General features: G+C 64.2%; 16 protein-coding genes and 1 riboswitch. Of the genes, 11 read left to right on the top strand and 5 right to left on the bottom strand.

The genetic code is table 11. The annotated features are described in order from the left end of the window. Window positions 1–393 (bottom strand): RidA family protein, encoded by a 393-nt coding sequence (locus tag IB279_RS11020; RefSeq protein WP_192339201.1) that lies wholly within the window; start codon window positions 391–393, stop codon window positions 1–3. A gap of 142 nt (window positions 394–535) precedes the next feature. Here IB279_RS11020 and IB279_RS11015 point away from each other — a divergent pair, with 142 nt between their 5' ends. Further along, window positions 536–1,429, top strand: coding sequence for a LysR substrate-binding domain-containing protein (locus IB279_RS11015; RefSeq protein WP_192339200.1), 894 nt, complete (start codon window positions 536–538; stop codon window positions 1,427–1,429). An 18-nt stretch (window positions 1,430–1,447) separates the two neighbouring features. Here IB279_RS11015 and IB279_RS11010 read toward each other — a convergent pair whose 3' ends face one another. Continuing rightward, on the bottom strand, window positions 1,448–1,747 hold the full coding sequence (locus tag IB279_RS11010; protein ID WP_034788071.1) for a hypothetical protein: 300 nt from the start codon (window positions 1,745–1,747) through the stop codon (window positions 1,448–1,450). A gap of 858 nt (window positions 1,748–2,605) precedes the next feature. Between IB279_RS11010 and IB279_RS11005 the strand changes: the two genes are divergently transcribed. The 3 genes from IB279_RS11005 (at window position 2,606) to IB279_RS10995 (ending at window position 5,353) form a co-directional block, all read left to right on the top strand. Next, window positions 2,606–2,761: a hypothetical protein gene (locus IB279_RS11005; RefSeq protein ID WP_156400733.1), complete on the top strand. Its 156-nt coding sequence runs from the start codon at window positions 2,606–2,608 to the stop codon at window positions 2,759–2,761. A gap of 208 nt (window positions 2,762–2,969) precedes the next feature. Continuing rightward, a complete protein-coding gene (locus IB279_RS11000; protein ID WP_034788081.1) occupies window positions 2,970–4,745 on the top strand; it encodes an SLC13 family permease in 1,776 nt (591 codons plus the stop codon). Between the two features lie 128 nt (window positions 4,746–4,873). Further along, complete coding sequence (locus IB279_RS10995; protein WP_112770957.1) at window positions 4,874–5,353, top strand: SRPBCC family protein; 480 nt, start codon at window positions 4,874–4,876, stop codon at window positions 5,351–5,353. A gap of 178 nt (window positions 5,354–5,531) precedes the next feature. Here the strand turns inward: IB279_RS10995 and IB279_RS10990 are convergent, their stop codons facing one another. From IB279_RS10990 to aspT, 3 genes are all read right to left on the bottom strand, one after another. After that, the gene (locus IB279_RS10990) at window positions 5,532–7,211 is read right to left on the bottom strand and encodes an aspartate:alanine exchanger family transporter (protein ID WP_051659120.1); all 1,680 of its coding nucleotides are present in this window, start codon (window positions 7,209–7,211) and stop codon (window positions 5,532–5,534) included. A gap of 179 nt (window positions 7,212–7,390) precedes the next feature. After that, entirely contained in the window at window positions 7,391–9,043 is a 1,653-nt protein-coding gene (locus IB279_RS10985) for a bifunctional aspartate transaminase/aspartate 4-decarboxylase (RefSeq protein WP_051659121.1), read from the bottom strand. A gap of 58 nt (window positions 9,044–9,101) precedes the next feature. Then, window positions 9,102–10,790 (bottom strand): aspartate-alanine antiporter, encoded by a 1,689-nt coding sequence (gene aspT, locus IB279_RS10980; RefSeq protein WP_226020693.1) that lies wholly within the window; start codon window positions 10,788–10,790, stop codon window positions 9,102–9,104. A 481-nt stretch (window positions 10,791–11,271) separates the two neighbouring features. Between aspT and IB279_RS10975 the strand changes: the two genes are divergently transcribed. From IB279_RS10975 to IB279_RS10945, 7 genes are all read left to right on the top strand, one after another. Then, complete coding sequence (locus IB279_RS10975) at window positions 11,272–11,748, top strand: RidA family protein (RefSeq protein ID WP_210209346.1); 477 nt, start codon at window positions 11,272–11,274, stop codon at window positions 11,746–11,748. 177 nt (window positions 11,749–11,925) lie between these two features. Beyond that, window positions 11,926–12,142: riboswitch (cobalamin riboswitch) on the top strand. Between the two features lie 104 nt (window positions 12,143–12,246). After that, complete coding sequence (locus IB279_RS10970; RefSeq protein WP_034788085.1) at window positions 12,247–12,660, top strand: DUF1636 domain-containing protein; 414 nt, start codon at window positions 12,247–12,249, stop codon at window positions 12,658–12,660. A 22-nt stretch (window positions 12,661–12,682) separates the two neighbouring features. Beyond that, window positions 12,683–13,486 carry an ABC transporter ATP-binding protein gene (locus tag IB279_RS10965; RefSeq protein WP_034788088.1) on the top strand — a complete coding sequence of 268 codons (804 nt, stop codon included), beginning with the start codon at window positions 12,683–12,685 and terminating at the stop codon, window positions 13,484–13,486. Beyond that, window positions 13,483–14,436: an ABC transporter substrate-binding protein gene (locus tag IB279_RS10960; protein WP_034788092.1), complete on the top strand. Its 954-nt coding sequence runs from the start codon at window positions 13,483–13,485 to the stop codon at window positions 14,434–14,436. Before IB279_RS10965 ends, IB279_RS10960 begins: the two co-directional genes overlap by 4 nt. An 87-nt stretch (window positions 14,437–14,523) precedes the next feature. Next, entirely contained in the window at window positions 14,524–15,507 is a 984-nt protein-coding gene (locus IB279_RS10955) for an iron ABC transporter permease (RefSeq protein WP_192339251.1), read from the top strand. Window positions 15,508–15,598: 91 nt separating this feature from the next. Beyond that, a complete protein-coding gene (locus IB279_RS10950) occupies window positions 15,599–16,159 on the top strand; it encodes a DUF924 family protein (RefSeq protein ID WP_060601111.1) in 561 nt (186 codons plus the stop codon). A 126-nt stretch (window positions 16,160–16,285) separates the two neighbouring features. Beyond that, window positions 16,286–19,093 (top strand): mechanosensitive ion channel family protein, encoded by a 2,808-nt coding sequence (locus IB279_RS10945; RefSeq protein WP_162741178.1) that lies wholly within the window; start codon window positions 16,286–16,288, stop codon window positions 19,091–19,093. Window positions 19,094–19,247 lie beyond the last annotated feature (154 nt).

Below are 19,247 nucleotides of genomic sequence, written 5' to 3'. Positions count from 1 at the left end.
TCACTTGCCTCCATCGAGCGCGATCGCTTCGATCTCGATCAGCGCGTCCGGTGAATAGAGCGAGGAGACCTCGATGATGCTGTCGGCGGGATTGGGGGCTGAAAACCACGTGCGGCGCAGCTCGATGATCTTCGCGAAATTCTCCATGGAGCGCAGGAAGATCGTGACCTTGACGATCTTGTCTAACCCAGAGTCCGCCGCCTTGAGCGCCCGGTCGAGGTTGCGGAACGCCTGTTCGGCCTGGCGGTCGAAGTCACCGACGCCGACGAGCTTGCCGTCGTCGCCGATTGCCGCCTGACCGGAGACGAAGACGAAGCCATTGGCCTTGATCGCCTGGGAAAGCAGGAAGGGCGCGTAGGGATCCGGCTGGGTGACGACCTGTTCGAGAGACATAAGATGTCCTTTCATGCTTGAGATTTTCTCAGCTTGGCGCTGTTGCCTTGGCTGTTGATCCTAATATGCTGGGGCATTCGGCGGCTGACAAAGAGTGATTTCTCAGCCGACAGATGAGCTGAGTTCATCCATTGAGGAAATCATGAGGAAGTTGCCGCCGCTCGGCGCACTCAGGGTCTTTGAAGCGGCCGCCCGGCGGATGAGCTTCAAGCTGGCGGCCGAGGAACTGAACGTCTCGGCCACTGCCGTCAGCCACCAGATCCGCCAGCTGGAGGAGATGCTGGAGACCAAGCTCTTCGAACGAGGGACGCGGCAGGTCCGGCTGACCACTGCGGGAAAGGTGCTCTTTCCGGTGCTGCGTGATGGCCTCGACCGTTTCGAGCAGGCGATCGCCGACATGCGCCGGCAGGAGGCGAGCAAGGTGGCGCGGTTGACGTCCACCGTCGCCTTCGTCGCCAAGCGCCTGGCGCCGCTTGCCGGTTCCTTCCGCGAAGCCTATCCCGAGTGGACGCTGAGGCTGGACGCCTCCCACCGGATGGTCGATCTGGAGGTGGATGCGGATGCTGCGATCCGCCTTGGCGGCGGTGATTATCCGGGCCTCGTCACCGAACCGCTGTTCGCCGATCGTTTCGCCCCGGTTTGCGTGCCGCGACTGGCGCCGGCCAGTGCCGCGGACCTCAAGCACGCGACGCTCATCCACTACGATTGGGGCACGCTGCGCCGCCACGATGCGCGCGCGCCGGTCTGGCGGCAATGGCTGGAACGGGCTGGCGCCACCGATGTCGAGGCCGGCGCGGGGCTTTCCTTTACCGACGAGATCCATGCCGTTCAGTCGGCCATCGCCGGGCAGGGCATTGCCCTCTTGAGCCTCACGCTGGTCGCCGAGGAGCTTGCCTCCGGCATTCTCGTCCAGCCGTTCGACCTGACGCTGGAAAGCGACCGATACGACCTGGTCTACAGTCCGCGCATGGCGGGCCGGCCAGCGACCCGCGTGCTTCGCGATTGGGTGCACGCGCAGTTCAGCGGCGATGCCTGATCCGTGAGGTGATCTCGTTCAGTCGTCGAAGCCGAGGAAGTCCGGCGCCCAACGGCGACTGGTGAGGCGCAACGAACGGTCAGGCTCGATGATATAGGTCTCGTAGACCTTGCGGCCGTAGGAATCGATGAACTGGTGCGGGACGATGCTGCCGACGGGTGCCTTCTTCAGCTTGGTACGCGGTTGCCCGCCATAGGTGATGCTGCCAGGAATCGGTTGCATGTTCGGCGAGTAACCGTAGCTGATGTCGGGGCCGGTGGTCGCCGTGCAGCCACTGAGAAGCAGCACGACGGAGAGGGCGGCAAAAGCGTGTTTCATGTCGGCGATCCTCAGAATGGCTGAGCCTGGCCCACACGGCGTCAAGCGTCAGGCGGAAACGCCTTGGACGATCGTTGCCGGTGCGGTCCAGCACTCTCTTCTAAAGTGTAGCGCTTAAACGGAAATTTCCAAGTTCTGTCATGCGGATTCCGGCAAGCAATGCTTGCAAATGTTCACGGCTTGTCCCAGTTGTGGAATGCCTGATCGCGACAGTTGCGGCGGGCTTGTGCGCAACCTAGCGTTCGGGTGCGTTCCGAGCTTTTTTGGACGCGCCTTTGGGGGCGAAATGGCAGCGTGGCACTATGTGATCGGGTCGAGCGACACGGGCCCGTGAGCGACAACATTTTGCTGGTGATGATCGCGCGGGACGAGCTTTCACCTGCTGGTTTGGCGGCAGGGACACGGGGAGCGGACCCCGGCCTGCGACATGGCCGAAATCAAAGCGGCCTCCGCCGCGCGACGCCAGGACCCGGACCGTCCGCCGACGTGCCGCCGCCAGTGCCCGAATATCCGCTTGCCCGGCCATGGCCCCGTTTTCTGGCGCGCATTTTCGACATGCTGCTGCTTTACATACCGGCTGCCTTGGTGGCCCGCCGCCCCCGATGCAGACCTTCGTCAAACCGGTGATAAGCTGGCAGACGACGTTCGAGGCCGCCTGGCACGTCGAGGATCCCGCGCGCGACAACATGCTCTTCGCGATCAGCGCGGACCAAGCAAACGGCGGGCACGAGCAGGTCCCGGCAACAATGAACGAACGGCCATATGCCGAGGTGCTCGCCGAACTGCAGGCGAGGGCGGGATACGAGGCGAGCGCGGACTGGACGCCGGTTATGATCAACGGCCAAGGGGCGCCTGGCGATGAAGTCGCTCAAGGAACCGGACGCCACCGCCGAGATAACCATTGCGCTGCGCGGGCGAGACGCCTGGCGGATGGTTAGATTTCTGATGAAGGGCAAGAAGCGGGACGAGGCGATCGATACGCTGGAGACGGCCGTATTCGGGACCATCGAGTAGCGGGCGGCAGGGGCTGTCGCCTCGCCGCCGGGCGCGGCCGGCGGTCCATGCGCTTCGCACTCATGCCCAGATTTGTCGCTGAGATGAATTCCGATTTGCCGAAACATGGGTTACGTCTTGTGTGAACTTCTGCGCGGATTGCGCGTTTCGGCTTGTGTCGGCCGCACGTTCCGTCCCGCCCAGTCTCTTTGCTGAACCCGGATATTGCATGACCGCCGAACAGTCTCTCGCGTTTCTCGTCATCGGCGCCATGATGGTCTTCTTTATCTGGGGGCGGTTTCGATACGACGTGATCGCCTGTTCGGCGCTGATGCTGGCGGTCGCCGTCGGCATCGTGCCTTACGATCATGCCTTCGATGGTTTCAGCGACGACATCGTCATCATCGTCGGCAGCGCCCTGATCGTCAGCGCCGGGGTGGCGCGCTCGGGGATCGTCGACGCCGCCATCCAGCGGTTCCTGCCGAACATCTCGTCGGTCCGGGCCCAGCTCGCACTGCTGGTCATTACGGTGACAGTGCTTTCCGCCTTCATCAAGAACATCGGGGCGCTGGCAATCATGCTGCCGGTCGCCTTCCAGTTTGCCCGGCGGTCGAATGTCCAGCCTTCGGTCTTCCTGATGCCGATGGCCTTCGGCTCGCTGATCGGTGGGCTGATGACCCAGGTCGGCACGTCGCCGAACATCGTCGTCTCACGGGTGCGCCAGGAGCTGACCGGCGAGAGCTTCACGATGTTCGACTTCACGCCCGTCGGCGCGACGCTGGCGCTGGTCGGCTGCATCTTCCTGCTCTTTGCCTACAAGCTGGTGCCGCAGCGCTCCAGCAGCCAGGTCTCCGTCCATTCGGCGATCGAGATCACTGATTATACGTCCGAGGCGGTTGTTGCCGCCGGTTCGCCGGCGATCGGCAAGGCGCTCAGCAATCTGGTGAAACTGGGCGACGGCGGCGCTGTCGTCATCGCCATCTTTCGCCGCGGCCTGCATCTGGCGCCGCTTCCCGACGTTACCCTCGAAGCCGAGGACATCCTGATTTTTGAAGGCGGGCCGGGAGCGCTCGATCGCATCGTCTCGCAAGGCAAGCTGAAGATTGCCGGCGACCGCGCGCCGCATGGGCGGGAAAAGGCAGGGGACGAGATCGAGGCGATCGAAGCTGTCGTCGGCAGCGGTTCGCCGCTCGAGGGCATGTCGGCACAGCGCCTGGCGCTGTTCAACACCCACAACATCAACCTGCTCGCCGTCAGCCGCCAGGGCGAGAGGCTGAAGCAGCGGCTCGGCAGCATTCGCTTGAGGGCAGGCGACATCATCGTGCTGCAGGGCGCGCGGCGCGAACTGACGCTCTTCCTGCAGGAGTTCGGCTGCCTGCCGCTGGCGCAGCGCGAGATCCTGCTTGGCACGACGCGAAAGGCACCGCTGCCGCTTCTGGTTCTGGCGGCCGCGATGGGCTCAACGGCGGTTGGACTTGTGCCGGTGCCGATCGCCTTTTTCGCGGCGGCCCTCGCCATGGTCGTCTTCCGCATCATCCCCTTGCGCGATTTTTATCGCTCAGTCGATGGGCCGATCCTGGTGATGCTGGCGGCGCTGATTCCGGTGAGCGATTCCTTGCGCACGACCGGGGGTACCGATGTCATTGCGGCCTGGCTCGGCACGGTTGCCGCGGGCCTGCCGCCGGCCGGCGCGCTGACGATCATCCTGCTTGCCGCCATGGCGGTGACGCCGTTCCTCAACAATGCCGCCACCGTGCTCGTTATGGCGCCGATCGCCGCGAGTTTCGCCGGCGCGCTCGGCTACAAGCCGGAAGCCTTCCTGATGGCAGTTGCCATCGGCGCCGGCTGCGATTTCCTCACCCCCATCGGCCACCAGTGCAACACGCTGGTCATGGGGCCGGGCGGCTACAAGTTCAGCGACTATCCGCGCCTCGGCCTTCCGCTGTCGGTGGTGATCGTGATCGTCAGCATCCCGACACTGATGCTGGTGTGGCCGCTGCGCTAGGTGTGGTGCGAGTGGCGCCTCGCCCGCAGGGATGCTCGCATAAATAGCCGCTACCGTGTACAGGTAGACGCGCGGTAGCGCCCGCCGCAGATTTGCCTATCCGTGAGCGACAACAGGGAGAAGATGGCATGAGCCCCAAGCCCACCGGCCACGTCAGTGGCAATGACCTGATCCTGACGCGCACGTTTCATGCACCCATCGCCGACGTCTGGACGAGCGTGACAAAGTCCGAGAGCACCGCGCTCTGGTTCGGCCGCTGGGAAGGCGAAGCGGGGCCCGGCAAGACCGTGCGGCTGCAACTGCTCCATGAGAAAAGCCAGCCATGGACGGATGTCCTGATCGAGGAGTGCGCCGCGCCGCACCGCCTGGTCGTGGTGATGAAGGATGACGCCGGCGAGTGGCGCATCGCGTTGACGTTTACGCAGACGGGCGACACGACGGAGCTGCGCCTGGTTCAACATCTGAGCGACCCGAAACTCGCAGGCGACGTCGGGCCGGGCTGGGAATATTACCTCGATATGCTGGTCGCCGCGCGCGCCGGCAAGGCTTTGCCGTCATTTTCAGACTATTATCCGGCGCAGAAAGCGCATTTTCTGGAAGGCGTCTAGCCCCTGGAGGTCGTCAGTCGGACGGGCGCGTTCGACACAATTTGCGGGCGCTGCCGCTGTGGGCCGCGCGTTCTTGTGTCGTAACGAGAGGGCGCGCCGCGGCGGCGTTGTCGGGGTCGGCTGGCCCCCTCGCAACCGCACCTTCTCGCAGTTCGACACCGAGCGGTGCCTCGCTGCGCTACGCCAGAACGGTGACGAGAACCGCGCCCCAGAGCGCCAGCAGCACGTTGCCGATCGCGTAACCGAGACCGTAGCCGAGTGTCGGGACCTTGCTTCCGGCCGCTTCCTGCACGGCGGCAAGCGCCGGGGCTGAGGTTCCTGCCCCACAGCAGGTGCCGGCGAGCACGCCTTCGTTCATGCCGAAGACCCAGCGGCCGAGCGCAAGTGCGGCCAGATGCGAGATCAGGCAGATCAGCAGGCTGGCGATGACCAGCGCCGGGCCGGACTGGACGAGGCCGGCGACAAAGCTCGGGCCGGCCGAGATTCCGACGCAGGCGATGAAGGCGCACAGCCCGACGCTGTCGAAGAACCAGAGGGTTGCCTCCGGCACGAAACCGAAGGTGCGCCGGACCGAGCGCAGCCAGCCGGCGCAAAGGCCCGCGATCAGCACGCCGACGGCGACGCCGAGGCCGATTTCGAGCGCGCCGAGTTTCAGGGCAGGGATGCCGATGAGGCCGCCGAGGAAGATGAAGACGCCGACAAAGACCATGTCGGTTGCGGTGGTCTCACGGTCGGCATAGCCGAGCAGCTTCGCCACCTCCTCGACATGGCGTCTGGCGCCGGCAATCGACATCACGTCGCCACGGCGGACGGTGAGGCCAGGAAAGATCGGGATCGGCTGGCCGGCGCGCAGGATGCCGCGCAGGAACACCGAGCGCGCTTCCGGCTGCTGCCTCAGCTGCCACAGGCGTTTTCCCGCAACCTCCTTGTTCGTCACCACGATATCGAGCACTTCAACCGGGATATCGAGCAGCGTGCGGTCGTCGATCTCGGTGCCGATCCGACTGGAATATTCGACGAGGAAGCCGCGAAGACCGGCAACGGCGATGATGTCTCCAGCCTGCAGGCGCTCCTTGGGCGTTGGGGTGATGATCTCCTCGCCCCGGCGGATCTGCTCGATATAGGCCTTCTGGTTTTCGGGAACGCGCGCTTCGGCTTCCGCGACCGTCAGCCCCACGAGGGCGTCGGCGATGACGAAGGCGCGCGCCTCGATTTCGCGCCGTGCGGTGTCGCCGCTCGTCTGCGGCGCGATCTTCAGTTCGGCTTCTAGCTCGGCGCAGGCCTCCTTGAGGCTGCGGCCGAACATCCGCGGCGCCAGTTGCGACTGGACGAGGATGGCGGTGACGACACCGACGAGATAGGCGACGGCAAACCCGGTCGCCACGGCGGATTCGAACTGGCTCGCCGCTTCCGGCGTCGGTGCCGTCTTGCGAAAGGTGTCGATCGCGACGCCGACGGTCGCCGATTCCGTCGCGCCGCCGGCGAGCACGCCGGCTGCCGTTCCAAGATCGAAGCCGAAGAGCATCGAGAGCACGATCGCAACGGCAAGCGCGACGACGCAGAGCGTGACGGTGACGGCGATCTGCGGCAGCGCGTCGGCGTTGAGGCTCTGGAAGAATTGCGGGCCGGTGCGGTAGCCGATGGCAAAGAGGAAGAGCAGGAAGAACGCCTGCTTGACGTCGTTGGAGAGCACAGCACCGGTCTGGCCGATCAGCACGCCCGCCAGCAGGCAGCCGGTGACGGCGCCGATGGTGACACCGAAGATGGTGATCTTGCCGACCGCGTAGCCGATGCCGAGCGCGAGGAACAGGGCAAGCTCCGGATGCGCCCGCAGGATGCTGAACAGGTGGTCGATCACGCGGCGGTTCCTCCCGGTGCCAAGCCGAAGAAAGCCGCTTCAGCTGGATGATGCGCTGGTCGCTGAGCCGGCGGAAAGAAAGTCGCCAGCCGGAGATGCGGGGATGCTTGTCGGCCGAGGGAAACACTGGCCAGGCGTTGGGGAAGGGCGGCCGGCATGGCTGCCGGCCGCCCGATCGGCTAGCTGATCTTCAGGCCTTTGGCGGCCTGGTAGGTCTGGACGTAACCGCGCGCCACCGAGCGCACGGCGCGGCCGATCTGCGAATAGGCTTCGTCATTGAGGTTGGCGAAGGAGACGCGTGCCGACCAGCTCGGCGCATCGAAACCCGAGCCGTTGAGCAGCACGATGCCGTGGTCCTCGGCAAGCCGGAAGGGAATGTCGAGCGGGTGGATGTTGTCCTTCACCCAGGTGACGACATCCTCGCCGACATATTTGCGCAGCCAGAACTCGAAGTCGATGATGCCGTAATAGTGGTCGAAATAGATGCCCGGATTGGACTCGACCCCCATGCCCTCGATCAGGTTCCAGAAGCGCTTGGTGCAGATGGCGATGCAGGCCTTCTGGTAAGCCTTCTCGACGTCCATCAGCTCGACCAGGCCGAAGAGCGTCATCATCACCTGCTGGGGCAGCGACAGGCCGGCGGTGTGGTTCAGCGCCACGTCGCGGCTGTCGGCGACGATGCGGTCGATGAACTTCACCTCGCGCGGCTTCGGCGTCATCGCCTTGTAGCGTTTTTCGAGGAGCTTCTGGATCGGTTCACCATGGGCCTTGATCTTCTCGTCGAAGATGTTGTCCTCGGCGACGGCAATGACGCCGAGGCGCCAGCCGGTGCAGCCGAAGTACTTCGAATAGGAGTAGACGCCGATCGTGTTGCGGGGCAGATGCCCAAGCAGCGACTGGAAGCCCGGAACGAAGGTGCCGTAGACGTCGTCCGTCAGCACGATCAGGTCGGGGCGCTTCTTGTTGACGAGGTCGACAAGGCGCTTGATCGAATCCGGATCCATCGCCACGGCGGACGGGTTGCCGGGGTTGACCAGGAACAACGCCTTCACCTTGGGGTTCTCCAGCGCCTTGATGTCTTCGTCGGTGAACTGGAACCGGTCCTCCTGCTCGGCGCTGACGTTGATCGTCTTGAGATCGTAGTCCTCCAGCTCCGGCATTTCGAGATAGGGCGTGAAGATCGGCGTTCCGAGCGCGATCGTGTCGCCGGCGTTAAGCAGGCGGGCGTTCTTCAGTGCCTTGAAGATGTAGCACATGGCGGCGGTGCCGCCTTCGACCGGGTAAAGGTCGAACTTTGCCTTCGGTCGGTGGCCGGCGCACATCGCCCACATCAGGTATTCGTGGGTGATGATCTCGTTGTGGTGCAGCGCCCGATCGGGAACCGGATAGTTGTCGCCGATGATCGAGTCCGTGAGCTCGTGCACGAAGGCGTCCGCATCGAAGCGGAAGGTGGTGATGGCGTAGTTGACGGCGTCGGAAAGCGTCTTTGCCGGCGGGATGCCTTCATCCTCTTCGTCCCAGTCGGCCGTGTTTTGCAGCAGCTTCTTCGTCCACTTTTCGAACCGTGCGTGGGCGCCGTCCTTCGGCGGCATGCCGGCCACGCCGGCCTTCGGGTCGTAATAGGCGCGCTTGGCTTCCGTCAGCGCAAACTGGCCGAGCAGGAAGAAGGCCTCGCGAGCGCGTGTCGCCGTCCAGTTCGGGTTGCCGCGGCCGGCATTGAGGAAAGCCTTGGCGGATTTCTGTGAGCTCGACTTGGCGAGCTTGATCAGTTCGTCCTTGATTTCGAACGGGCTGAGATCGGATAGGCTGTCGTAGAAATTTCTGTCCAACATGGTCCACACTCCCTGTGATCTATGCATTTTGAACGATGGTCGGCTTCGCCCGTTCGCCTCAGGCGAGCATGATGACGATGACGAGGCCGAAGATGGTCAGCAGCGTGTTTCCGATGGCGTAGGGCATGCCGTAGCCGAGCGCCGGCACCTTGCTCTTGGCCGCCTCCTGGATCATGCCGAGCGCTGCCGTCGTCGTTCGCACACCGGCGCAGGCGCCAAACAGGATCGCCGGGTGGAACTTGAAGACATAGTGGCCGAGGAGCACCGAGGCGATCATCGGGATCGACGTGGCGACCACGCCCCAGATGAACAGCGAAATGCCGACCTCCTGCAGGCCCGCGACAAAGCCCGGGCCGGCGCCGATCCCGACGACGGCGATGAAGATGTTGAGGCCGAGCGTGTTCATCAGCCACAGCGCCGGTGACGGGATGCGGCCGAAGGCCGGGTAGGTGGTGCGCAGCCAGCCGAGCACGAGGCCGGCCAGAAGCGCGCCGCCGGAGGTCGAAAGGCCGATCGGGATACCGCCGATCGTGATCGTCAGCGCACCGATCATCGCGCCGATGAAAAGCCCCCAGCCGAGAAAGGCGATGTCGGTCGTCTCGACAGGCCGGTCGGCAAAGCCGAGCGCCTTGATCGCCGCTTCGACATGGCGTTTCGCGCCACCGATGGTGACGATGTCGCCGCGCTCGACCGTCGTCCCGGGCAGCACCGGGATCTCGACCAGCGAGCGGATGATCTTGCGGGCATAGACGCCGCGCGCCCAATCCATGGTGCTGACTTCCGCCAGCGTCTTGCCGGCGAGCGCCTTGCTGGTCACGTAGACATCGAGGACTTCGGCTTCCGCGTTGAGCAGCTCCTTGTCCTCGACCTCGAGCAGCTTGTTGTCGAGGTTTTCGACGAGCAGCGAACGCCGGCCCGAAAAGGCGACGACGTCGCCCGGCTGCAGCACGGTGTTGCCATCGGCCTCGATGATCTGGTCGCCGCGCCGCAGGCGCTCGACGAAGACGCGGATCCCGGGAAGGATGTCCTTGACCGGTTTCCCGGTGAGCCCGCTTGCCGCGTCGACGCGATAGGCCCGGAGGCCGAAGTCGTGATAGGCGCGGGTAATGCCGGGCTCGCTGCTTTCGCTGCCACCGCCGAGCTTGGCCTCGTATTCGCGGCAGGCCGCCGGAAGGTCGATGCCAAGAAGCTTGGGACCGAGCTGGGCGAGGATGATCGCCGAGCCGATCGTGCCCCAGATATAGGTCACCGCATAGGCGATCGGGATCTGGTCGGCAAAGGTCTTGGCCTGCTCCGGCGTCAGCCCGAGCGAATTGATCTGGTCGGTCGCAACCCCGATTGCAGCCGAGATCGTCTGCGAGCCGGCATACATGCCGGCGCCATAGCCGAGCGGCAGCCCGGCAATCAGCGCGCAGAGATAGGGAACGACGAGGCACAGCACCAGCACGGAGAGCGCAAAGGCGATCTGTTTCGGTCCATCGGTGCTCAAGCCCCGCACGAATTGCGGCCCGACGCCGTAGCCGACGGCGAAGAGGAAAATCAAAAACAGGGTGGATTTCAGGTCGCCGGAAACCTGGATACCCAGCTGTCCGATGAGAACGCCCGCAAGCAGCGTGGCGGTGACATTTCCAAGGTTGAACCCCGCGACCTTGATCGGACCGATGAGGAAGCCGATGCCGAGGGCGAGGAAGACGGCGACAGGCGGATAGGTCCGAAGCGTGTCGACGAAGAAATCAATGGGATTCACTGATGCTATTCCCTTCTGAAAGTTGAGTTGCCGTCACTTCATTTCGGGATCTGCGCGGCTAAGTTGAGCTTGTTTCCGAGGCTTGTCGATGCCCAATCTTAATCCCGGCAATTGTCGCTTCGGTCGTCGAAATTCTCAACGGGCATAGGGTTACGTGAGCGTAACGTATGTTACATTTCAGCGTTTTTACTTGGGGTTGGGGATCGAGGCCGCCGCGATGTGTCGGTCGCATTCGATCGCAAGACCGCGGCACTGGCCCGGATCGCGATGGCACTTCAACTCTGGTGTTGTAATTCGTAACGTTATCTCCCAACGTGAGGCATGAGGCGTTTTCTCTTGGTTATGCTTGGAAAAGTTGCTGGGCACGGAACGGCGCGTCTTTCTGCTTGCGATAGGGGCGGCAGAACTTCGAGGGCTTGAGAAAAAAGCGGTGTCGTCTCCGCAAGGCGGCCGGTTCGTAAGGTGACGAGGAGGGGAAGCAATGATGGACGAGGTTATCCGAAGGCTCGGCGCACTTGGCGTTCAGCTCCCGACGCCGCCGAGGCCGCTCGGCGCCTACCGCGCGGTGATCGAGGCGGGTGAGATGCTTCATGTTTCGATGCAGGGGCCATTGCTGGACGGGCGCTTCGTGCATACGGGGCTGCTCGGGCGCGATGTGACCATCGACGAGGGGCGCAAGGCCGCAGAGTTGGCAGTGCTCAACGCGCTGGCGCAGATCCACGAGCATCTCGGCCGTTTCGAGCGTATTCGCCAGATCGTCCGGCTGGAGGGACATGTCGCCTGCACTGAGGATTTCCTGGAGCACCCGAAGATACTCGACGGTGCTTCCGAGCTTCTGGCGGCCGCCTTTGGCGAAAGGGCTGGCCATGTTCGCTCCGTCTGCGGCGTGCGCAACCTGCCGGGCAACGCCTCTGTCGCGGTGACGCTGACGGCCGAACTCTTCCCGCCGGAGTTCTGAGGCAGCACGGCACGTCTTTTAGCGTGGTCGCTATCGCGGGCGTCGGATTGTGTCCGGCGCCCAATTTTTGGCTTGCGCTACGTAATGTTATTTTATAACAAACGTCGCATGACGAAACGCCGCATGTTGATAGATCCCTCCCGCCTGTGTCGTGCGGTTGTCTCATCCGCCGATTCATGCGAGGAAGGCGTTGATGGTGCTGCGTCCGCGACAATGCGGAAGCGGCTGAAAAGGGAACACGGAACGGACGACCCTGATGGGGCCGAGACCGTGGCTGCCCCCGCAACTGTGAGCGGAAAGCGCATTCACACCATGTCACTGGTCGAAGACCGGGAAGACGTGGATGCGCCACGACCCGCGAGCCAGGAGACCTGCCATCGAACCGATCAACCACAACGGACGGGGTGTTCCGATGGAAAAGAACTGGCTTTCATACGACGGTTTTCCGTCCTCTTGCCGTTTCGCCATCTCTTGCCGTCAGTCCGGCGGAGGGCAGGAATGGCTGAGCCGAATTTCCGACAGCACAAGATAACGGTCTGCACCGATTGCCGCTTCACCGGCGGCCCATGCGTGCCCGGTGCCGAGCTGATCAAGCGGCTCAACCTGAGCATCGCAGCGCTCGGCGCACCGCTCGATCGCGACTTCTCGATCGCCGGAACGGTCTGCATGGCGGCCTGCACGCGGCCCTGCACCATCGCCTTCCAGGCGACGGGGAAGGCGACCTATCTCTTCGGCGACGTCTCGCCGGAAGAGGACATCGACGATCTCGTGCGCTTTGCCACAACCTATGCCGAGCGTGGCGATGGCATGACGCGGGCGGCGGAACGGCCGCGCGGGCTGAAAGGCAAGACGCTTGCCCGCATTCCCGCGGCGATGCTCGTCTCCGAAGATCTTGGCGGGCACTTCCAATGAGGTCGCGCAGAGGAACGAACCCATGAGCTGCAACGCAACGGGTGCAGCCCTCACGGTCGAGGGCCTTCGCTGGGGGCCGCGTTCGGGCCTGACGCTGGTCAACGACATCGGCTTTGCGATCGCGGCCGGCAGCCGGCTTGCGATCCTCGGGCCGAATGGCGCCGGCAAGACCTCGCTTCTGCGCTGCCTCTACCGGGCGGTGCAGCCGAACGCCGGCCGTGTTTCGGTCGATGGCGTCGATCTCTGGTCGATCTCGGCGCGCGAGGCGGCAAGGACAATCGCCGTCGTCTTGCAGGAGATGCCCGGCGATTTTCCCTTCAGCGTGCGCGACGTCGTGATGATGGGACGCATTCCGCGGCGGGAGGGCTTGAGCGGCTGGAACGATTTCGACCGCGAGCGGGTGCAGCATGCGCTCGCGCATCTCGATCTCGCCCATCTTGCCGGTCGCCAGTTCTCGACGCTTTCGGGCGGTGAGAAGCAGCGGGTGCTGATCGCCCGCGCGCTGGCACAGGAACCGCGCATCATCATCCTCGACGAGCCGACGAACCATCTCGACATCCGCCACCAGCTCGAAATCCTCGAGCTCTTGCAGACGCTGAAACTGACAATCGTCTCGACGCTGCACGACATCAATCTCGCCGCCGAGTTTGCGACAGATGTCGCGATCTTGACCGCCGGGCGGCTGACGGCCTTCGGCCCGCCCGAAGAGGTGCTCAGCCCCAGCGAGCTTTCGGCCGCCTTCGGCGTCACCGCCACCGTTCACAATGCCGCTGCCGGCGGCGCCCGCTTTTCCTTTTCACTTCCTCGACAGGGATCGATTTCATGAAGATCAATATTGCCCCATTTTCCCTTCTTTTCGTGCTTGCCGCCGCCACGCCGGCGCTCGCCTATCCGGTCACCGTCAAGAGCTGCAACCGCGAGGTGACCTTCGACGCGGCGCCGAAGCGGGCGATCGCCAACGACGTCAACCTGGTGGAGATGATGCTGGCGCTGAGGCTCCAGGACCGCATGGTCGGCTATACCGGCGTTTCCGGCTGGAAGACGCTGGACGAGAAGCTGCGCGAAGGCGTCAAGGAACTGCCGGAGCTTTCGGAGAAATATCCGACCAAGGAAGTGCTGCTCAACGCCGATGCCGATTTCCTCTTTGCCGGCTGGAACTACGGCATGAAGGTGGGCGGCGAGGTCACGCCCGAGACATTGGCGCCCTTCAAGATCGGCGTCTACGAGCTGACCGAATCCTGCATCCACGTGATGGCCAAGCAGAAGCCTGATATGAACGACATGTTCGTCGATCTTCTCAATCTCGGCCGCATCTTCGGCGTCGAGGATCGCGCCGAGACGCTGGTTGACGGCTATCGCCGCCAGCTTGCCGAGATCACCAAGGCGAACGCCGGCAAGGCTAACCCGACGCGGGTCTTCGTCTATGATTCCGGCGAAGAGAAGCCGTTTACTTCCGGCCGCTTCGGCATTCCGACGGCGATGATCGAGGCCGCCGGCGGCGCCAACATCATGGACGACGTGGAAAAGAGCTGGGTGGAAATCTCCTGGGAGCCGGTGATCGAGCGCAACCCGGAAGTGGTGGTCATCGTCAACTACGGCGAGGTGAAGGCCGAGGACAAGATCGCCTTCATGAAGAACAATGCAGCCTTCAAGAATGTCGATGCCGTCAAGAACGATCGCTTCGTCGTGCTCGATTATGTCGAAGCGACGCCAGGCCCGCGCAACATCGACGCCATTGCCAGGCTTGCCAAGGCCTTTCAGGGCGAGGGCCTGTAAGCGATGCTGGCTGAGGATGCGTCGCCTGGTCCCGTCGCCGTTTCACGCCTAGCGCCGGCACGGGCGCTGAAGGCGGGTGCCGGTCTCATGACGGCGCTTTTGCTGCTGGCCTTGACCGTCACGGCCGGCGTATCGCTCGGCTCGGCGCCGATCCCGGTTGCGACCGTCTGGTCGATCATCGCCAGCAAGATTTCTCCGGGCAGCGTCGAGGCTTTCTGGTCGGCGGGGCGCGAGAGCATCGTCTGGGACGTGCGCCTGCCGCGCGTCATGCTGGCGGGCCTCGTCGGCGCCGGGCTGGGGCTGACTGGCGCCGTGCTGCAGGCGGTCACGCGCAATCCACTTGCCGATCCGCATCTGCTCGGCGTTGCCTCCGGCGGCGCGCTCGGCGCGATCGTGGCGCTGCTGCACACCGGCATGATCCTCGGTCTTGCCACGGTGCCGCTCTTTGCCTTTGCCGGCGCGCTGCTCGCAACCGTGCTCGTCGCCTTCGTCTCCCGCGTGCTCGGGAGCAGCGCCGACCGTCTCGTGCTGGCCGGCGTCGCGGTCGCCTTCGTCTTGACATCCGTCGGCAACCTCATGATTTTCCTTGGGGACCCGAGGGCGACCCATACGGTCATCTTCTGGATGCTCGGCGGTCTTGGCCTGGCGCAATGGTCGCAGCTCGTCTATCCCGGCGTGGTGCTTTTCGCCTCCCTCGGCTGGCTGATGATCCGGGCGCGCGAAATCAATGCGCTCGCCATGGGCGACGAAACCGCGATGACGCTCGGCATTCCCGTGCGCCGCTTCCGGCTGACGCTGTTCGTCGTCACCGCACTTCTGACCGGGGTGATGGTCGCCTTTTCCGGCGCGATCGGTTTCGTCGGGCTGATGGTGCCGCATTTCGTGCGGCTTCTGGCCGGCAGCGACAACGTGCGGGTCATTCCGCTCTCGGCCTTCTTCGGGGCGCTGACGCTCATCCTTGCGGATCTGGCGGCCCGCGTCATCATGGCGCCGGAGGACATGCCGATCGGCGTCGTCACCGGGCTCGTCGGCGGCATCGCCTTCATTGCCATCCTGAAGCGACGCGCGTAAGGCGGGTAGGAACACGTTATGGACAAGGGCCGGTTCCGGCTTATGTGTTAGCGCAGCCGAGGGATCGGCGATTGGCCCGCATGAGGAGCATATGGCGAACGAAGCTGACATCTGCACGCCGCAGGACGTTCTGAATTTCTGGTTTGGCGAACTCACCTATGACGACTGGTTCGGGACGAGCCACGAACTCGACCAGGCCTGTATCAGCCGCTTCCAGGCGTCGCACCTGGCGCTGGCCCGTGGTGTCGACGAGATCTGGCGCGCGAGCCCGGAAAACCGGCTGGCGGCGATCGTGCTTTTGGACCAGATGCCGCGCAACATGTTTCGCGGCACGCCGCTCGCCTTTGCCACCGATTGCCTGGCACTGCACGAGGCCAAGCTCGCCGTTGGCGCCGGTGCCGACATGGCGATCAAGCCGGAATGGCGCGCCTTCGTCTATCTGCCCTTCGAGCATTCGGAAAACCTTACCGACCAGACCATGTCGGTGAAGCTCTTTACCGAGCTCGGCGATGCCGATTATCTCGACTATGCCATCCGGCACCGCGAGGTGATCGAGCAGTTCGGTCGTTTCCCGCATCGCAACGCCTTCCTGGCGCGGCCCTCGACGGAGGCCGAACTTGCCTATCTGGCGCAGCCCGGCGCCGGTTTTTAACGGGAAAGCGGGCGCTGACGGGGATTTATCGCCGTTCTTTGCATCTTTCCGCCGTCTTTCGTATTCACATCGAAACGTGAAGACGGCCGGAGCGATTCCGGACCACGGTCTCAATCTGCAAGGATCATGAAATTGCGTTCTGTCGGAAAACTGCCCGCCATTCTCGTCTGCCTGCTGGCGCTTGCCGTGGGCGGCCCGGTCATGGCCCAGAAGGCGGCGCAGCCGACAGCGCAACAAACCGCACAGGCAAACGGGCAGGCGGGCCAGAAATCGGCACAGCCGGCGCAATCGCCGCAAGGGGCACAATCGTCCCAGACCGCCGCCCAGCCTGCTGCCGGCAAGCCGGCGCAGGAGGCGCAGCCAGCGGAGAACGGGGCGACCCCCGGTGCCACGGAACCTGCGGCGACAACCACACAGCCTGCCCAGAATGCCCAGCCGGCGGCCGATGCCTTGCCGGCGGATGCGACGCCGCCGGCCCAGAGCCAGGCGGCCGAGCAGCTGACCAAGGCCGACGAGGAACTGAAGGGACTGACCGAACGGGTCGAGAAAGCCAAGGACGACGACATCGTGCTTGCCGACCTCAAGGTTCAGGTCGACGCGCTCGCCAAACAGATCATCGGCGTTTCGGTTTCGACCCGCCCGCGCCTCGACGAAATCAAGGCGCGGCTGACCGAACTTGGCGATCCGCCGGCCGAGGGGCAACCGCCCGAAGCCGACATCGTGACGGCCGAGCGCAAGCGGCTGATGGCCGAACGTGGTGCCATCAATGCGCTGACCGGCGAGGCGGAAGGCCTGTCGGTGCAGGCGACGAAGCTGTCCAACGCCATTACCGCGACAAGGCGCGCGCTGTTTTCCAATACGCTCCTGAAGAATACCGAAGTGTCGACCGGAATGTTCGACGACGCGCTGACGGCGACGGCGGACGAGACCCGGGTGCTGTCGCGCAGCGTCGGGAGCTGGCTGAGCTTTGCCTGGAACTACAAGCGCGTGCCGCTCCTGACGGCGCTGTTCCTGTCGCTGCTGGCGGCGCTCGTGTTCCTTTCCGGCAGCCGCAGGCTCTTTCGCCCACTGATCGAGCATGACATTACCGATGAGGAGCCGAGCTACTTCCGGCGGCTCTCCGTCGCATTCTGGTCGACACTGATCCCGACCATTGCGTCGGCCGCCTTCGCGGTCTCGAGCTTCCTGTTCCTGCGCGGCTTCAACGTGCTGCGTTCCGATATCGCACCGATCATTGCAATCACGCTCGGGGTCGCCGTCGTCGTCTTCTTCGTGACGAGGCTCGCTCAGGCCGTGTTGTCGCCGCGCGATTCGCGCTGGCGGCTCGTCCGGGTTTCTGATCGCGGCGCGCGGATGCTGATGATCGCGATCTTCGCCATGGCGCTGGTCAACGGCCTCGACTACCTCTTCGGCGGCGTCAGCGAGGCGCTCGGTTCGCCTGTCGTCCTGACCGTCGTCAAGAGCTACATTGCCTCCATCGTTATCGGCCTCATCATCATGGCTTCGGCCTGGATCAAGCCGACGCTCAGGAAGGATGAATCCTTCGATGCCCATGGCCGCGCCTGGCCGCGGGTGGTGTCTTTCGCGCTGCTCGCGACCGGCGCCTTGCTCATCATTGCCGCTGTATCGGGCTATGTCGGTCTTGCCCGCTTCATCGCCACGCAGATCATCATTACGGGCGCGATCCTCGTCACGATGTATATCGGCATCCTCACCGGCCGGGCGGTTGCCAAGCAGGGCGCCTTTGCGGAGACCGCCGCCGGGCGTTATCTCGAGCGGCGCTATAATCTCGAACAGGTGGCGCTCGACCAGATCGGCCTTGCCGCGGGCCTCAGCATCTACGCGCTGGTCGTGATGTTCTTCATCCCGCTGATCCTCTTGCAGTGGGGCTTCCAGGTCGCCGACATCGAGTCCTGGGCCTACCGGATGGTGACCGAGATCAAGATCGGCTCGATCACGATTTCGCTGGTTGGCATCCTCGCCGGCATCCTGTTCTTCGCGCTCGGCTACGCCGTCACCCGTTTCGTGCAGCGCTGGATCGACGGCAACATCATGGCACGCAGCCGGGTCGATGCGGGCGTGCGCAACTCGATCCGCACCGGCATCGGCTATACCGGCGTCGGGCTTGCGGGGCTGATCGGACTGTCGGCGGCCGGCATCGACCTCTCCAACCTCGCGCTCGTTGCCGGTGCTCTCTCGCTCGGTGTCGGTTTCGGCCTGCAGAACATTGTCTCGAACTTCGTTTCGGGGCTCATCCTGCTCGTCGAGCGCCCGTTCAAAGTGGGGGACTGGATCGTCAGCGGCACGACGGAAGGTTTCGTCAAGCGCATCTCTGTCCGCGCGACCGAGATCGAGACCTTCCAGCACCAGTCGATCATGATGCCGAACTCGCTGCTCATCAACGCCTCGGTCGGCAACTGGACGCACCGCAACAAGCTTGGCCGCTCCGAAATCGCCATCACCGTCACCTATGCCAGCGAGCCGCGCCGGATCATGGAGCTGCTCGCCGAGATCGCGGCCGCCCATCCCATGGTCTTGAAGAACCCGTCGCCGAGCGTCGGCTTCACCGCCTTTGGTGATGACCGCATGACCTTCGAATTGCGCATCTACGTGGCCGACGTCCTGACCGGCGGCGGCGTGCGCAACGACCTGCGTGTCTCGATCTACGAACGCTTCCGCGACGAGGGCATCGGTGCGCCGTTCCCGGTCAAGATCGAGGACGTGCCGGTCGAGGACCAGACCGGCATCGAAAGCCACCACCCGGAAGAGGTCGGCGAGCCGAAGGGCGCCACCTCCGCCGAGGAAAGGGCCGCAGCCAAGTCTGCCGCTTCGGACAAGAAAACTGCCGCTGCGGCGCCGCTCGACGAGGAGCGCGAAGTGGAGGGGGCAAGCAGCCGCCGGAGCGCCAGCCGCCGGGCAAACCCAAACCGCTGATAAACGGACCGTTCAGCCACTATTCAGCCGGCCTGCCATAAAAAGCATGCAATTCTTCTGGTGACCGACTACGCTGGTCATCGGCTGAAGAGGTGGCCGGCGCAGCGTCGCGTAACCGACGGGGCGGCCGGCTCGGCAAGAGGGCGGCGCGTCT

The organism is Ensifer sp. ENS06 (assembly GCF_014852205.1).
Lineage (GTDB): Bacteria > Pseudomonadota > Alphaproteobacteria > Rhizobiales > Rhizobiaceae > Ensifer > Ensifer adhaerens.
Note: the sequence above shows the minus strand (reverse complement) of the source record. Positions and strands in the feature narration are given on the sequence as shown.

Coding starts and splice junctions, on each gene's coding strand:
- IB279_RS11020 (WP_192339201.1), bottom strand. CDS start 393: ATGTCTCTCGAACAGGTCGTCACCCAGCCGGATCCCTACGCGCCCTTC.
- IB279_RS11015 (WP_192339200.1), top strand. CDS start 536: ATGAGGAAGTTGCCGCCGCTCGGCGCACTCAGGGTCTTTGAAGCGGCC.
- IB279_RS11010 (WP_034788071.1), bottom strand. CDS start 1,747: ATGAAACACGCTTTTGCCGCCCTCTCCGTCGTGCTGCTTCTCAGTGGC.
- IB279_RS11005 (WP_156400733.1), top strand. CDS start 2,606: ATGAAGTCGCTCAAGGAACCGGACGCCACCGCCGAGATAACCATTGCG.
- IB279_RS11000 (WP_034788081.1), top strand. CDS start 2,970: ATGACCGCCGAACAGTCTCTCGCGTTTCTCGTCATCGGCGCCATGATG.
- IB279_RS10995 (WP_112770957.1), top strand. CDS start 4,874: ATGAGCCCCAAGCCCACCGGCCACGTCAGTGGCAATGACCTGATCCTG.
- IB279_RS10985 (WP_051659121.1), bottom strand. CDS start 9,043: ATGTTGGACAGAAATTTCTACGACAGCCTATCCGATCTCAGCCCGTTC.
- IB279_RS10975 (WP_210209346.1), top strand. CDS start 11,272: ATGATGGACGAGGTTATCCGAAGGCTCGGCGCACTTGGCGTTCAGCTC.
- IB279_RS10970 (WP_034788085.1), top strand. CDS start 12,247: ATGGCTGAGCCGAATTTCCGACAGCACAAGATAACGGTCTGCACCGAT.
- IB279_RS10965 (WP_034788088.1), top strand. CDS start 12,683: ATGAGCTGCAACGCAACGGGTGCAGCCCTCACGGTCGAGGGCCTTCGC.
- IB279_RS10960 (WP_034788092.1), top strand. CDS start 13,483: ATGAAGATCAATATTGCCCCATTTTCCCTTCTTTTCGTGCTTGCCGCC.
- IB279_RS10955 (WP_192339251.1), top strand. CDS start 14,524: ATGACGGCGCTTTTGCTGCTGGCCTTGACCGTCACGGCCGGCGTATCG.
- IB279_RS10950 (WP_060601111.1), top strand. CDS start 15,599: ATGGCGAACGAAGCTGACATCTGCACGCCGCAGGACGTTCTGAATTTC.
- IB279_RS10945 (WP_162741178.1), top strand. CDS start 16,286: ATGAAATTGCGTTCTGTCGGAAAACTGCCCGCCATTCTCGTCTGCCTG.